At 57.2% G+C, this 12,307-nt stretch carries 20 protein-coding genes and 1 riboswitch; of the genes, 12 read left to right on the top strand and 8 right to left on the bottom strand.

Annotated features, from left to right (window positions below):
- The 3 genes from H1S03_RS16820 to H1S03_RS16830 form a co-directional block, all read left to right on the top strand.
- A partial coding sequence (locus H1S03_RS16820) for a cation efflux transmembrane domain-containing protein (RefSeq protein WP_185805260.1) occupies positions 1 to 264 on the top strand: 264 nt, incomplete at its 5' end.
- A gap of 199 nt (positions 265 to 463) precedes the next feature.
- Positions 464 to 1,030: a recombinase family protein gene (locus H1S03_RS16825; RefSeq protein WP_166194426.1), complete on the top strand. Its 567-nt coding sequence runs from the start codon at positions 464 to 466 to the stop codon at positions 1,028 to 1,030.
- Positions 1,017 to 1,271 carry a WGR domain-containing protein gene (locus H1S03_RS16830; protein WP_166194423.1) on the top strand — a complete coding sequence of 85 codons (255 nt, stop codon included), beginning with the start codon at positions 1,017 to 1,019 and terminating at the stop codon, positions 1,269 to 1,271. The genes H1S03_RS16825 and H1S03_RS16830 overlap by 14 nt, the downstream gene beginning before the upstream one ends.
- A 66-nt stretch (positions 1,272 to 1,337) precedes the next feature.
- Here the strand turns inward: H1S03_RS16830 and H1S03_RS16835 are convergent, their stop codons facing one another.
- Positions 1,338 to 1,547, bottom strand: coding sequence for a helix-turn-helix transcriptional regulator (locus H1S03_RS16835; protein ID WP_166194421.1), 210 nt, complete (start codon positions 1,545 to 1,547; stop codon positions 1,338 to 1,340).
- A gap of 141 nt (positions 1,548 to 1,688) precedes the next feature.
- Here H1S03_RS16835 and H1S03_RS16840 point away from each other — a divergent pair, with 141 nt between their 5' ends.
- From H1S03_RS16840 to H1S03_RS16855, 4 genes are all read left to right on the top strand, one after another.
- The gene (locus tag H1S03_RS16840) at positions 1,689 to 1,940 is read left to right on the top strand and encodes a type II toxin-antitoxin system ParD family antitoxin (protein WP_166194418.1); all 252 of its coding nucleotides are present in this window, start codon (positions 1,689 to 1,691) and stop codon (positions 1,938 to 1,940) included.
- Positions 1,933 to 2,223, top strand: a complete 291-nt coding sequence (locus H1S03_RS16845; protein ID WP_166194415.1) for a type II toxin-antitoxin system RelE/ParE family toxin — start codon at positions 1,933 to 1,935, stop codon at positions 2,221 to 2,223. Before H1S03_RS16840 ends, H1S03_RS16845 begins: the two co-directional genes overlap by 8 nt.
- Before the next feature lie 62 nt (positions 2,224 to 2,285).
- Complete coding sequence (parA, locus tag H1S03_RS16850) at positions 2,286 to 2,936, top strand: ParA family partition ATPase (RefSeq protein ID WP_166194412.1); 651 nt, start codon at positions 2,286 to 2,288, stop codon at positions 2,934 to 2,936.
- Complete coding sequence (locus H1S03_RS16855) at positions 2,936 to 3,148, top strand: plasmid partition protein ParG (RefSeq protein WP_166194409.1); 213 nt, start codon at positions 2,936 to 2,938, stop codon at positions 3,146 to 3,148. The genes parA and H1S03_RS16855 overlap by 1 nt, the downstream gene beginning before the upstream one ends.
- Positions 3,149 to 3,165: 17 nt before the next feature.
- On the opposite strand, the gene H1S03_RS16860 is transcribed toward H1S03_RS16855, so the two are convergent.
- The 5 genes from H1S03_RS16860 to H1S03_RS16875 all read right to left on the bottom strand — a co-directional run bounded on the left by H1S03_RS16860 (position 3,166) and on the right by H1S03_RS16875 (position 7,064).
- On the bottom strand, positions 3,166 to 4,206 hold the full coding sequence (locus tag H1S03_RS16860; protein ID WP_347339241.1) for a replication initiator protein A: 1,041 nt from the start codon (positions 4,204 to 4,206) through the stop codon (positions 3,166 to 3,168).
- 310 nt (positions 4,207 to 4,516) lie between these two features.
- Positions 4,517 to 5,068 (bottom strand): hypothetical protein, encoded by a 552-nt coding sequence (locus H1S03_RS16865; protein WP_166194403.1) that lies wholly within the window; start codon positions 5,066 to 5,068, stop codon positions 4,517 to 4,519.
- Positions 5,069 to 5,086: 18 nt separating this feature from the next.
- The gene (locus H1S03_RS16870) at positions 5,087 to 6,298 is read right to left on the bottom strand and encodes a type IV secretory system conjugative DNA transfer family protein (RefSeq protein WP_249777982.1); all 1,212 of its coding nucleotides are present in this window, start codon (positions 6,296 to 6,298) and stop codon (positions 5,087 to 5,089) included.
- Positions 6,280 to 6,765, bottom strand: a complete 486-nt coding sequence (locus tag H1S03_RS17595) for a hypothetical protein (RefSeq protein ID WP_249777983.1) — start codon at positions 6,763 to 6,765, stop codon at positions 6,280 to 6,282. The genes H1S03_RS16870 and H1S03_RS17595 overlap by 19 nt, the downstream gene beginning before the upstream one ends.
- Positions 6,765 to 7,064: a mobilization protein gene (locus H1S03_RS16875; protein ID WP_166194401.1), complete on the bottom strand. Its 300-nt coding sequence runs from the start codon at positions 7,062 to 7,064 to the stop codon at positions 6,765 to 6,767. The genes H1S03_RS17595 and H1S03_RS16875 overlap by 1 nt, the downstream gene beginning before the upstream one ends.
- An 828-nt stretch (positions 7,065 to 7,892) precedes the next feature.
- Between H1S03_RS16875 and mobQ the strand changes: the two genes are divergently transcribed.
- From mobQ to H1S03_RS16895, 4 genes are all read left to right on the top strand, one after another.
- Positions 7,893 to 9,161 (top strand): MobQ family relaxase, encoded by a 1,269-nt coding sequence (gene mobQ / locus H1S03_RS16880; protein ID WP_166194398.1) that lies wholly within the window; start codon positions 7,893 to 7,895, stop codon positions 9,159 to 9,161.
- 78 nt (positions 9,162 to 9,239) lie between these two features.
- A riboswitch (cobalamin riboswitch) is annotated at positions 9,240 to 9,444 on the top strand.
- Positions 9,445 to 9,477: 33 nt separating this feature from the next.
- The gene (locus H1S03_RS16885) at positions 9,478 to 9,654 is read left to right on the top strand and encodes a CbtB domain-containing protein (RefSeq protein ID WP_166194395.1); all 177 of its coding nucleotides are present in this window, start codon (positions 9,478 to 9,480) and stop codon (positions 9,652 to 9,654) included.
- Positions 9,655 to 9,658: 4 nt separating this feature from the next.
- A complete protein-coding gene (locus H1S03_RS16890) occupies positions 9,659 to 10,360 on the top strand; it encodes a CbtA family protein (RefSeq protein WP_166194432.1) in 702 nt (233 codons plus the stop codon).
- Positions 10,361 to 10,437: 77 nt separating this feature from the next.
- Entirely contained in the window at positions 10,438 to 10,935 is a 498-nt protein-coding gene (locus H1S03_RS16895) for a hypothetical protein (RefSeq protein ID WP_166194393.1), read from the top strand.
- On the opposite strand, the gene H1S03_RS16900 is transcribed toward H1S03_RS16895, so the two are convergent.
- Entirely contained in the window at positions 10,932 to 11,264 is a 333-nt protein-coding gene (locus H1S03_RS16900; protein ID WP_166194390.1) for a DUF1636 family protein, read from the bottom strand. The genes H1S03_RS16895 and H1S03_RS16900 overlap by 4 nt on opposite strands.
- 96 nt (positions 11,265 to 11,360) lie before the next feature.
- Positions 11,361 to 11,777, bottom strand: a complete 417-nt coding sequence (locus tag H1S03_RS16905) for a MerR family transcriptional regulator (protein ID WP_166194387.1) — start codon at positions 11,775 to 11,777, stop codon at positions 11,361 to 11,363.
- Positions 11,778 to 11,849: 72 nt separating this feature from the next.
- Here H1S03_RS16905 and H1S03_RS16910 point away from each other — a divergent pair.
- On the top strand, positions 11,850 to 12,307 hold a 458-nt coding region (locus tag H1S03_RS16910; RefSeq protein WP_185805261.1), incomplete at its 3' end, for a cation efflux transmembrane domain-containing protein.

A 12,307-nucleotide genomic window follows, 5' to 3' on the forward strand; every position in this document is an offset into this window, starting at 1 on the left:
GTCCTTTTGCTCGTGCGTTACAAGGATGGTGACGCCAATGTCCGTTCGGTTTGGCTCTGTTCCCGCAATGACGCTATCGGCAACGTAGCTGTTATGTTTGCGGCCTTGGGTGTCTGGGGCACCGCAACCGGCTGGCCTGACCTGATCGTCGCCTCGATCATGGCGAGCCTGTTTCTATCTTCTGCGTTTCAGATCGCGCGCCAAGCTCTGGCGGAGCGTCGCGACACGGGTAACCGGCATCATGACAGAAGCCTCATGTCATAGTACATGCGTCTAAAACGGTTAGTTGCGCAACACATCCCTGCCCCGCTGACCTGGCGCGCACTGACAATGGTGACCTAACCCAATAAATTAAAGTGCCAATTACTGTGCCAAGGCACGCCCCCTGCCCTACCCAGAATTGTTGCAAATATATGTTGCGAATTATCTTGATTGGGCAACAAGAAAACGCAACAATGTCAGCATGAACTTAGGCTATGCAAGAGTTTCGACAAATGATCAGGCGACGGCTGCGCAGCTCGACGCGCTAAACGTGGCCGGGTGTGAGCGTGTCTTTGAAGAACACGCCTCTGGTGGTCGGTGGGACCGGCCAGAGCTGCACCGCATGCTCGATCAGCTCCGCAAAGGCGACGTGGTGATCGTCTGGAAGCTCGACAGGCTGTCCCGGTCCCTGAAAGACCTCTTGGCAATCATGGAGAAGATTGATGCAGCCGGTGCCGGTTTTCGGTCCCTGACAGAGTCCATCGACACCACCACGCCCGCCGGACGCATGATGATGCAGATGGTTGGCGTGTTCGCAGAATTCGAGCGCGAGATGATCAGAGAGCGCACCCGCGCCGGTCTGGAGCGCGCCCGCAAGAAAGGACGCCATCCTGGACGCAAGCCGAAGCTAACAGGCGATCAGCGCCAGGAAATCCGTGACATGGTGCTATCCGGCAAACGTACAGAAGCTGAAGCCGCGCGGCTTTTCAACGTACACAGGTCTACAATCAGCCGTGTGATGCGGGAGGCGTCCGATGCAACAGCTTGAGATGTTTCCAGACGACATCCGCATTGAGCGCGTTGATCCTGAAGCCAACATGTATCGCTTCTATCGGATGCGACTCCTGCCCGATCTGTTTGGGGGTGTCTCTCTGTTGCGCGAGTGGGGCCGCATCGGCACCCAAGGGCGGCATCGGATTGAGCTGTTTGAAGATGCTGGCCATGCGGCAGACGCTATGCTGGACCTCTATCGGGCCAAAAAGAAGCGTGGGTATCAGCTCGCGGGGTAAGGAGAACGCCCCCCTGCCCGTCCATTCTTTCTGCAAACGCTGAAACTGACGAACGTCCGCACAAAGCTATCGCGGTTCAAACAATGCAGCGCCCTTCACACCCAGAGCGCGGGAAATCTTTTCAAGCGTGTCGAGGCTTGCTGAATATCGCGCATTCTCAATTTTGCCGAGATGAGACCGACTGATGCCCGCATACCGCGCCAGGTTCTCTTGGCTCACGCCAAGGCGCTTGCGATGATCAATTATGTTCTGCGCTACAAGTTCTCGAAGGTTCATTCCGCGACTTTACCTGGCAGGCTTACATCGAGGCCACGCGATATATGCTACATTCACTCAAATACTCATTTGAGTGAATGAGGTTTTGATGCACTTGCTGTGTACCAAAATTTGGTATATAATTTTCGCAGGAGGTTCCAGATGGCACGAAACACATCAATGTCACTTGGCGATCATTTCGCTAGCTTTATTGATACGCAGGTCCAGACAGGTCGCTATGGGTCTGCTAGCGATGTTGTTCGAGCTGGCTTACGCCTGCTTGAGGAACACGAAACCAAAGTGAAAGCGTTGCAGGATGCTTTGATCGAAGGCGAGCAGAGCGGCATCGCAGAAGACTTCGACTCCGAGGCATTCCTGAATGAGATCAAGGCCAGCAGGGGCCTACATGGCTAACAGCTATGACCTTTCAAAGAAGGCCAAAGATGATCTGCGTGGTATCTGGGACTACAGCGAAGACCGCTGGGGTGAGCAGCAAGCTGACGTGTATTACCGGGATATTTTCAAGACCATCGAGCGTCTGGTTTCAGGTGAACTCAAAGGCCGTAAGGCGGATGTGCGGGCTGGTTATCTGAAATACCCGGTGGGGCGACACTTTCTATATTTCACAAAGGTTGAAGGGCGGATCAACATTGTGCGCGTGTTGCATCAACGCATGGAGGTCACACGCCATCTTTAGCGTGCTTGTTTTGTCTCATTTACTCAGTTACACTTTTGAGTAAAAACACAAATGAGGCAAACATGAGCATTATCTCCGTTTTGAATCCCAAGGGTGGTTGCGGCAAGACCACCATCAGCACCAACCTTGCCAGAGCTTTGCATGATCGGGGGCATTCTGTTCTGATCGTGGACAGCGACCCGCAAGGCAGCGCGAGAGACTGGCACGCAGCCAGTGAAGACAACCCACTTGAGCTAGTGGCGCTTGACCGTCCCAACAACGTTAAGACGCTGCGCAGCATGGCGGCGAATTACGACTACGTGGTGATCGACGGTGCGGCCAAGCTGGAAGACATGATCGCCGCAGCGATCAAGGTCAGCGATTTTATTCTGATCCCCGTTCAGCCTTCCCCTTATGACATCTGGGCTGCGTCCGATCTGGTGGACTTCATCAAAGCCCGTCAGGAGGTTACAGACGGCGTTCCTCTTGCGGGCTTTATTGTGTCCCGCGTGGTGGAGGGAACGCGCCTTGGTGGCGATGTGCGGGCAGCTCTGGACGAGTATGCCCTGCCAGTTTTTGAAACGACCATCACGCAGCGCCAGGTTTACCCGCAGACGGCGTCCGAAGGATTGACCGTGTTTGATGCAGACAACGCCAAGGCAAAGGCCGAAACCACAGCATTGCTTGACGAGGTTCTTGCGATGATCGCGCCTACGGCGCGGGAGGTGGCGTAATGGGACTTTCTGCCAAACGCCCGAGCCGTGGCGATGAAGCCCGTCAACGCATCTTGCAAGAGGTTACGGAGACACCAAGTGAGAAGAAAAAGCGTTTGAATGCCGAGATTGAGGAAAGTCTGTATAAGCGGATCAAGATGAAATCCGTTGAAGAGGGGCGGTCGATTTCCGACATCACGCGCGATTTGTGGTCTGAGTATTTGAGTAAGTGAGTATTTGATAAATTACTCTACCACCCATTTCGCCCGCGTTTCTTGAACCAGCTCTTGCAGAAACCGAGAAACGCAGCGTCGGGGTTCTTGGGTGCCTCTTGCTGTTTGGCAGCATAGCTTCGCCATTCCGCAGCCAGAACATTTATGTCCCATGTCGGTGCCAGTTCCCTAGCTTGTTCAAGGGTATCCGGGGACAGGGGCAGGATATAGCCACCAGTAACCCTGTCCTGATCCGGTTTCGGCGCGTAGTTCTCCAGAAACTCTGGCTTGGGCGTCACCGTCAAAATATCGGCATCCAGACGGAAAGCATAATCCGGCATGTGATTATGCTCCTCGTCGGCCTTGCAGATTGCACGGACAAGCCGCCGAAACTCTTTGTCTGAGGATGTAGACCCTGTTCTAGCTTTCAGCTTGTCCAACCCACATTTCCATTCCGGCTGTGTTCCGCATTGCTTGCGCGCAAGCTCATACAGGCGGCGCTCCAAAGGTTTGCGAAGCTGGAAATAGCGGCGATTGAGTGTGAGAACATCATCGCCGGCAATGGCGTTGAAAACCCAATCCGAAAGCGTAACTTCAAGATCGAGCATTCGACCATCACGGGTTTCCCGAACGATCCGGTAGCGGTCGATCAGGCTGAAGCCGTCAATCTGTTCCACGCCGCCAGTCGTGATGTTGGTTTCGATCTGCGTTCCTTGGAGGCGTTCAAGAGCTGCCTTGAGGCCCGTATACCCTGTGCCAGCCGTGGGCCTGTTCGTTGCAACAAGAAGATCATACGCTTTGAAACGAAGCGTTCTGTGAATTTGCTTTCCGTCATTCAGGGCCGCCACAACCTGGGAAATGCAATAGATCAACACATCACGATCATGGACAGTGGCCAAACCAATCATGTTCGGTCTGATTTCAACATAGCTCTGACCATCAGCCGCCACGTAACGCCGCTTTTTGGTGTCAGGCTTGGTCGAAAGGGTGAAAATCGGATGCGCCATCGAGGCCATATCACCTTTCGGAGCGGCATCAAAAATATCGCACACGAAGAAATCCCCTTGAGCATGACGCAAGGGTAGGAGAGGTGTTCGATCAGGTTTCGTAGTTTCACCCACCATAGTTCTCTTATTCGTAATTTCACCCACCAGCGCAAGTGACTTCGTAGTTTCACCCACCAAGATGCTTTCGTAATATCACACACCAATCTTCGTAATATCACACACCATCTTTCGTAAGATCACCCACCGCGAATCAAAAATAGCCCCTTTTTCACGTTCAAAAACAGTCGCTTACAAATTCACCGATTCGCGTAACACTATATCTAACACATATCTAACACCCACCAGCTTGCTGCTGGTCTGTGGATAACTCTTCGTGTTGACCCTACCGCTGATAGAACACGCAAGCATCGACACCCGTGGTTGTGGCGGTCCAAGACGCTCCAAGGACAGCGCATGTGGTGGCGTTGCCTGCTAAGAAACGAGGAAGCAACACCGTCATCGCCAGAGCCAGAACGACAGCCCCCAGACCAAACCATGGAAGACGGCTCTTGAAGCGGCTTATGGCGTTCTCACGCTCTCGGATTTCACGGAAGGTTTCCCATTTGCTTTCATCCGCCTTTTTAAGCGCCTCCTGTGCGCGGTTGGACGCCGTATAGAGATCGTTGATCATTCCAGCCATCCGCACGAGGTTATCATTGATCCGCCCGTCGATGGTTTCCCCAACTAATGCGCCATAGTTTTCTGGATTGGTCTGGGTGCGCGCTGCAAACGCCGCCTGCCGCGCTTCCGTTGCGGTCTTGATCAAACCGTTCATGGCGTCGGTTTGGTTATCGACCCGATCCGAGACACTGGCGACCACGGTGCCGAGCATATCGAGCGTCTCACGCAGCTCTTCGTCAGAGAGCGGGGCAGGGGAGGGTGTGTGGTCTGTCATCCTGGGTCTTCTTTCTCGTTATCTGGTTTCGGGCTGAAACAGGCCCTGGAACTCGGGGGCAGCGTAATAGCGCAGCTTGCGAGCGAGGGCCGTGGGATTGCCCTGCACCCGCAGGAGCTGAAGGTTAGGCGGCATTTGCATGATTTCATCAGGGGTGAGCAGATCGCGCCCGGTGACATTCTGCGTCATCGAGGGCGCATCGCCCGGCTTGTAACTCTGGGTTTGGTAGCCCGTAGTTTCCTGGCCGATCATCTTGCTCAGCCATTGGGCCGTTTCCAGATCATTCACCCCGAAGACCTGCTGCACCCCGGCATTGGCGACAAAGGTGCCCGCGCGCTTGCCATAGAGATCGTTGAGCTGGCTCATGTCCTGGAGAATGGGCCAGAGCTGCAATCCATAGCCTGCCATCAGACCCATTGCGCGCTCTATGGCCTCCAGACGGCCCAGAGCGGCAAATTCATCCAGCAGGAGGAGCGTGGGGGTGGATGGGCGCTGAGAGGCCCCAGAAACGCCCTGTGCGCCATTCTGAGGCTCTATGGGGGCCTGTGGCCCCTCAGCGTGCCGTGCGATGTCCTGAAGCGCCTGAGAGATCAGCAGGCGCAGCCAGCGGCTGTAGGCGTCCAGCCTGTTAGGCGGCAGCACCAGAAATACGGATACGGTACGCTGTTGCAGCTCCGCAAAATGGAGATCCGAATGGCTGATCACGTCTGCAATGCGCGGGCTGTTGAGGAAATGGGTATGACGCTGCGCGCTGGAGAGGACCGAGGCGGCTTCCCGATCCGCTTTGCCCAGGAAGCGATTGGCAGCGCGGGCGATCAGCCCATGGGCCGCATCGCTGTCCTGCATCAGCTCCAGCAACGCCCGGAACCGATCCGGGGACAGGGTGAGGTATTCCCGCACGGTGGCCAGATTGCGCCGCTCACGTTCCTCATGGGCGACACAGAACATGATCAGGCCGGAGAGGATGGCCTTGGCCTCTTCGTTCCAATGGGCATCTTGCACCTGTCCCGGCGGGTCCATGACCAGCGCATCGGCCAGGGTGGTGGCATCCTCGCCCAGATCAGGGCTGGTGGCTGTCAGCCGGTCCAGCGGGTTGTATGACGAGCTGGCCTGTCCAGAGACCCCAAATGGATCGAGGATATGGACCTGGCCAAAGGCCTGCCGCGCGGCCCCGGCGATCCGGGCGTTTTCTCCCTTGGGGTCCACCACGATCACCGAGCGGTTGGCCATAAGCAGGTTCGGGATGACGGTGCCGACGCCTTTGCCCGCCCGTGTGGGGCGAGGGTCAGCAGATGGGCCGGGCCGTCATAGCGTAAGAGCTGACCGGCGGGAGAGCGCCCGATCAGCAGCCCGTCCGCCTTCACCAACCTCTTCAGTTCCTTGCGGCTGGCGAAGCGGGCCGAGCCATGGCTGTCACCGGTCAGTCCGAAGAAGTCATCGGCCCCGGAGCGGTAACGCCAATACTGGAATCCAAAAACCGCCCCGATGAAGATCAGTGGGCCAAAGACAATCCATTGCCATGCGCTTTGTCCCGGTTCCTGATCGAAGAAGGCGAAGATGAATGGGACGGCCACGATGGAGCCAAGCATCGCCCCGAACGCCATTGCCCCGATCATCCAGCCGAGGAGGATGGGCGTGGCGATTAGGCGGTAGAAGAACCGGAACAGACCGTCGAAAAAGCGAAACAGCCCGCTCATCAATCGGCCCCGTCAGGATCGGATGTAGGGGAGGGGGTCTCGTCGCCGGAGGATGGTCCTCCCCATTCCGCAAAGGCCTTGCGATCCTGGTCCCGCGAGAGGTTCCGCACCAGCCGCTCAACCATTGCAGCTGCCCCGCTATCCCGTTCCGCCAAATCCATAAGCGCCCCGCCCAGGATCACCTTGCGCCGTGTGTCCAGTTTACGCTGTCTGGTGGCTTCCCGATTGCGCAGGGCCTGAAGGCGGGCCTTGGCCTGGGCGTATCGTTTCTCGGCGCGTTCGAGTTCTGTCTCTGCCAAACCGGCACCTCCAAAAATGCGGGCGGAATAAAACGGGATGTGGCGAAAAGGGGCTGCATCGAGTGTGGTCTTGCCACAGCCATCGTTAGCGCGTACCCGTAGGCCTGTAAAGGACAAGGGCGCACTTATGCAAACTCTCCACCTATGGCTCCAAGATTTGCGTGCGATCTCTCTGGGGCAAAGCCCCGGCCGATGGCCAACCCCTTCCGCCGCGATCCGCGACGGAACGAAAGGCCCTCCCGGCCTCTCGAACTCTCCAGGTCCAACGTCCGCCGTTGGATTGCGTCCGGAACGACAGCCCCAAAATCCCAACCGATGCCCCATAGTGGGGGCCGGTCTGTTTTTGTCTCTGCCGTTCCGGAGGGCGTTGATCTGTGGGGCAACAACCCCTGATCTCCGCCGGGTTTGCCCGAGGCAAACCGCCGATGTGATCCACCAAGCTCCCGCCCTCCATAAGGCTGGGGAGATTGGTGGATCACATCGGCAAGCCCGCGCCTCAGAGGTGCATCGCACCCCTTCGTTGGGGCTGTCTTTTTCCCGGAGGACCGCCCCCCATAAGGCTGGGGCCGGAGGGAAAAAGACAATTGGTCGTGGCAGCGATGGCCCCGGAACATACCGTTCCGAAGCCATCGACTTACGCCCAACAGGGAGAGGTGCAGCCCGTCCGACAATGAGGATGGTGGACAGGCTGCATCTCCCATTCTGCACGATCACTCCACCTCTTGTCACGGGCCAAGAGCCGGGCGGCACGGGTGTGCCTGGTGATGCCTTGCTGCGGTGCGCGCGGGCATTGCAATGGCGTTTGTCGTCTGCGAGAGGGGAGGGCGGATGGCCAGCTACCACCTCTCTGTGAAGACAATCAAACGCAGCGCCGGACGCAGCGCGACGGCGGCGGGTGCCTACCGTGCCGGGGAGCGCATCGAGTGCCAGCGCGAGGGGCGGGTTCACGATTACACCGCCAAGCGCGGCATTGAGAAGACCTTTATCCTGACCCCCAAGGATGCCCCGTCCTGGGCGCAGGATCGGTCCGCGCTCTGGAACGCCGCCGAGGAAAACGAGACCCGGCGCAATTCCGTCACCGCCCGCGAATGGGAGCTGGCGCTGCCCTCCGAGATCAGCGCCGAGGATCGGTCGCAGATCACCCGCCAGTTTGCCGAGGAGCTGGTCAGTCGCTACGGCGTGGCAGTTGATGTGGCGATCCATGCGCCGCACCGCGAAGGCGATCAGCGCAATCATCATGCTCACGTTCTGACTTCCACCCGCAAGCTGGAACCGGAGGGGTTCACAACCAAGACTCGTGTTCTTGATTCCGCGAAAACTGGCGGGGCCGAGATCGAGCAGATGCGCGGGCTTTGGGCCGAGTTGCAAAACCGGGCGCTGCAGCGGGCCGGTGAGGTAGAGCGGGTCGATCATCGGTCACTGGAGGCGCAGAGAGAAGAAGCTTTGAGCCAGGGCGATGCGCTGAAGGCCGAGGAGCTGAACCGCGATCCGGAGGTGAAGCTGGGGCCAGCGGCCAATGCGATGGAACGACGCGAGATGCGGACAGCGGAACGCGATGGTCGCGACTATGAACCTGTCACCGAACGGGGCAGGGCGGTTCATGCGGCCCGCCAGGCGCGTGCGCTTTTTGCCGAGATGCGGCAAAGGCTGGAACTGGCGCGGGACACTTACGGGGCCGAGCGTGACGCGGGGCAGGGGCGTGTGTCTGCCGGTCTGGCGGCGCTCAGGGCAGCGGCCAGCAAGGATCGGTCTGCGGATCGCGGAGATGGTGACATCCGGGATCGGCTGGCGCGGATTGTCGGGCGCGAGGAACACGAGGCCGGTGGGCAGAGTGTCGAAGAACCCTCGGACCTGCGGCGCGTCAATGACCGCTTGCGTGAAACCCTGGGCCGGTCTGAAGAGGCCCAGGCGGATCGGGGCGATGATGGAGAGGCCAAGCCGTCGATCCGGGAGCGGTTGGAAGGCGTGTTGAACAAGCCGCGTGAGACTTTAGATCGAGGTGACGACCGTGACGCCGAGCGGGATCGCGGCGACGAGAAGGAAAACACCCGCGAAATCGACAGGGAGATAGATCGGGACCCAGGCCTCAGTCATTGATGAGGTGTATTGTTGGATTATTCCAAGCAGTTTCACGTATTCCCCCCAACTTTACGATTGATGAACTTTGTTGAATTGCGTAATTATTGGGCGTTCGGTTCCATCCAATTTGGATGGGGGCAAGAGGGAACGCGGTGGGGTGCGTATATGCACTGAGTCCGCGGCTGTCCCCGCAACTGTAAGCGGCGAGTTCCAACTGAATATGCCACTGGAGTAATCTGGGAAGGCCAAGTGGATACAGAAACCCGTGAGTCAGGAGACCTGCCGGACGGAACAGAAACCACAATGCCTTCGGGGTGAAGGCAAGGAGGACACTATGAATGCTCAAAGCGCAACGGGCGCACAGGCGACACCTGCGACAAGTATCGGTGCAATGATTGCCGTGGCTCTGATTGGTCTTGGTATCACTTTTGTTGCAGGCCATGTTCAGGCTGAAACGCTTCACGATGCGGCGCATGATGTACGTCATGCCACCGGCTTCCCCTGCCACTAAGCGGATGTTCACACGTCTTTTGACCAGCGCGTTGTTCGCTGGAGCAGCAGCAGGGCTGATTGCCGCTCTGTTGCAGCTTTATTTTGTGCAGCCCGTATTGCTTCACGCAGAGCTTTACGAAGGCGGCGATCTTGTTCACTTCGGGTCTGAATCCGCCAACTCGGCTCATCCCGAATTGCCTGGCTTTGATGCGGTTCGCGACGGGCTCAGCATCATCTTCACCATGTTGATCTATTCCGGCTATGCCATGGTCCTTGTGGCATTGATGGCGTTGGCTCAAACGCGCGGAGCTGTGATCAACGCCCGTACCGGACTGATCTGGGGTATTGCCGGGTTTGTTGCAATACATTTTGCCCCCGGCTTTACGCTGGCCCCGGAAGTGCCTGGCGTTGCAGCCGCTGATGTTTTTGTACGCCAGATTTGGTGGTACGCAACAGTTATTGCTGCCGCAATTGCGATGTGGCTTATCGCCTTCGGTGGAAATTGGGCAGCCTGGGGTGTGGCGATTGTGCTGTTGTTGGTCCCCCATGTTATCGGTGCGCCCGAACCCGATGTGTTTACCGGCCCTGTCCCGACCGAAATCGGTGCGCTGTTTGCCGCACGGGCGTATGGGGTAGGTATGATGGCATGGGTGATGCTTGGCGGTTTTGCCGGGTATTTCTGGTCGCGCGAAGAGGCGACTGCCAATCAGGCGCAGACTGCATAAGCCAACAATGTAGCCAACAGGTTCGGGCGCACAATCCGTGCGCCCGAACCTGTTGTTTTGAGATATTGGACAATGATATGGATCGTTCACTTCCTCTTCTGATTATCGGCCTCGTGTTTGGCGGTGGTATTGGCTTCACCGTTGCGGCCGCAAACGGGATCACTCTGGGCGGTCACGATCACGCCGACCCTGCCCATCACGGGAATCATGCCCTAGCGGATACGGCGGGCAGTCACGATCACAGTACCCTGCTTTCTATGGCTGCGGATGCCTCTGCGCCCAGCTTGGCGGTGCACGCCATGCGCGATCCCGCCTCGGGATGGAATCTGCATGTAATTACCGAGAATTTTACGTTCTCACCACAAAATGCCAGCCGTGATCATGTGCCTGGAGAAGGGCATGCGCATGTTTATATCAATGGCGTGAAACTTGGTCGCTTCTATGGGCCATGGGTGCATCTCGACAATTTGCCCGAAGGCGAGGTTACGGTCGAGGTTACTCTGAACGCCAATGATCACCGGCCCCTTGCCGTTTCCGGTGTTCCGCTTGCTGAGATCGTCAGGATTGTCAACTAAAGTGCAGGCACGCGCCCCACGAGGCAGAAACGAAGTCGGCCACAAGGCCGAGCGTCCTCGATCCATCCGCGCGGGGCTTTCAAATAGGCGTGCAACGTAGCCACAATGTCAGCAATGTCTGACTGTGGGTCTACACCGGCAAAGAAGCAGGTCGCGCGCCCTGGTGATTGCAAGCCAAATGAGACGGGTTTTGCGCAGCCATTCATGCATTGCTGCTCAACGATTTGAACGCGCCCTTTGGTAAATGCTCGGTCAATGGCTGCACGCAATTCGGCCAGTTGCCCCCCGTCGCAGCCTTGGCAGATATGCAAAAGAACAGGATCACTCATCGGACGAGAAAATCCGGCGAAATATCTTAGTGAACAATGAGACAATCCCTTTGGTTGCGCAGCACTTCGACGGTAAAGCGTATGGGTCTGGATACGTCAGTGTTCATATCGGCAAAGCAGATGATCGGCCAGGGACGCAAGCACATAACACTCTTCAGACACGCCTTCGCCGTCACAACCTTTTGAAATCCTAACCAGTTCTTTTTCAAGTGCTCGTAACCGTTTGATCTTGGCCCTGACATTGGAGAGCTGCGAGACGACAATTTCTTTCGCGACCTGGCATGAACGATCCGGGTGACCCTGAAGTTCGATCAGCTGGGAGATTGCTTCAATTGAGAAGCCCAGATCACGCGCGTGCTTGATGAAACTCAGACGTTCTAGTCCCGATGCATCGTAGCGACGCTGATTGCCCTCGGTGCGTTCAGGCGCAGCGAGCAAACCCACTTCTTCATAGTATCGAATAGTTGGAATCTTGACCTTGGCCCGCTTTGAAAGCTCCCCGATAGAAAACATGAAATACCTCTTGAGCCTCTAGTGACTAGAGGCATTACACTATGTGCAAGAAAGACTCAAAAGGGCTTTTCGATGTCAGGATGTTGCGGCCATGACGCCAAGTTTGATGGTGTTTCAGGTGACTACAAACGGCGGCTATGGGTCGTCATCGCATTGAATGCGACGATGTTTGCGGTCGAAATGACTGCCGGTCATTACGCGAAATCTCAGGCGCTTCAGGCCGATGCGCTCGACTTCCTGGGAGACGCCCTGACTTACGGCATCTCGCTCGCGGTGATCGGAGCCTCGACCCGCGCGCGAACCAATGCCGCTCTGGCAAAAGGTGCCAGTTTGCTTTTGATGGGTCTCTGGGTCTTCGGATCAACCATCTACCGCGTGTTCTATGTCGGTGTGCCCGAAGCCGAAATCATGGGTGTTGTCGGCTTCCTGGCTCTGCTGACCAATCTTGCAAGTGTCCTTTTGCTCGTGCGTTACAAGGATGGTGACGCCAATGTCCGTTCGGTTTGGCTCTGTTCCCGCAATGACGCTAT

Source organism: Pontivivens nitratireducens (assembly GCF_014235845.1).
GTDB classification, from domain to species: domain Bacteria; phylum Pseudomonadota; class Alphaproteobacteria; order Rhodobacterales; family Rhodobacteraceae; genus Pontivivens; species Pontivivens nitratireducens.

Coding starts and splice junctions, on each gene's coding strand:
- H1S03_RS16905 (WP_166194387.1), bottom strand. CDS start 11,777: ATGTTTTCTATCGGGGAGCTTTCAAAGCGGGCCAAGGTCAAGATTCCA.
- H1S03_RS16885 (WP_166194395.1), top strand. CDS start 9,478: ATGAATGCTCAAAGCGCAACGGGCGCACAGGCGACACCTGCGACAAGT.
- H1S03_RS16825 (WP_166194426.1), top strand. CDS start 464: ATGAACTTAGGCTATGCAAGAGTTTCGACAAATGATCAGGCGACGGCT.
- H1S03_RS16870 (WP_249777982.1), bottom strand. CDS start 6,298: ATGGCCAACCGCTCGGTGATCGTGGTGGACCCCAAGGGAGAAAACGCC.
- H1S03_RS16900 (WP_166194390.1), bottom strand. CDS start 11,264: ATGAGTGATCCTGTTCTTTTGCATATCTGCCAAGGCTGCGACGGGGGG.
- H1S03_RS16890 (WP_166194432.1), top strand. CDS start 9,659: ATGTTCACACGTCTTTTGACCAGCGCGTTGTTCGCTGGAGCAGCAGCA.
- H1S03_RS16845 (WP_166194415.1), top strand. CDS start 1,933: ATGGCTAACAGCTATGACCTTTCAAAGAAGGCCAAAGATGATCTGCGT.
- H1S03_RS16835 (WP_166194421.1), bottom strand. CDS start 1,547: ATGAACCTTCGAGAACTTGTAGCGCAGAACATAATTGATCATCGCAAG.
- mobQ (WP_166194398.1), top strand. CDS start 7,893: ATGGCCAGCTACCACCTCTCTGTGAAGACAATCAAACGCAGCGCCGGA.
- H1S03_RS17595 (WP_249777983.1), bottom strand. CDS start 6,765: ATGAGCGGGCTGTTTCGCTTTTTCGACGGTCTGTTCCGGTTCTTCTAC.
- H1S03_RS16830 (WP_166194423.1), top strand. CDS start 1,017: ATGCAACAGCTTGAGATGTTTCCAGACGACATCCGCATTGAGCGCGTT.
- parA (WP_166194412.1), top strand. CDS start 2,286: ATGAGCATTATCTCCGTTTTGAATCCCAAGGGTGGTTGCGGCAAGACC.
- H1S03_RS16865 (WP_166194403.1), bottom strand. CDS start 5,068: ATGACAGACCACACACCCTCCCCTGCCCCGCTCTCTGACGAAGAGCTG.
- H1S03_RS16840 (WP_166194418.1), top strand. CDS start 1,689: ATGGCACGAAACACATCAATGTCACTTGGCGATCATTTCGCTAGCTTT.
- H1S03_RS16855 (WP_166194409.1), top strand. CDS start 2,936: ATGGGACTTTCTGCCAAACGCCCGAGCCGTGGCGATGAAGCCCGTCAA.
- H1S03_RS16895 (WP_166194393.1), top strand. CDS start 10,438: ATGGATCGTTCACTTCCTCTTCTGATTATCGGCCTCGTGTTTGGCGGT.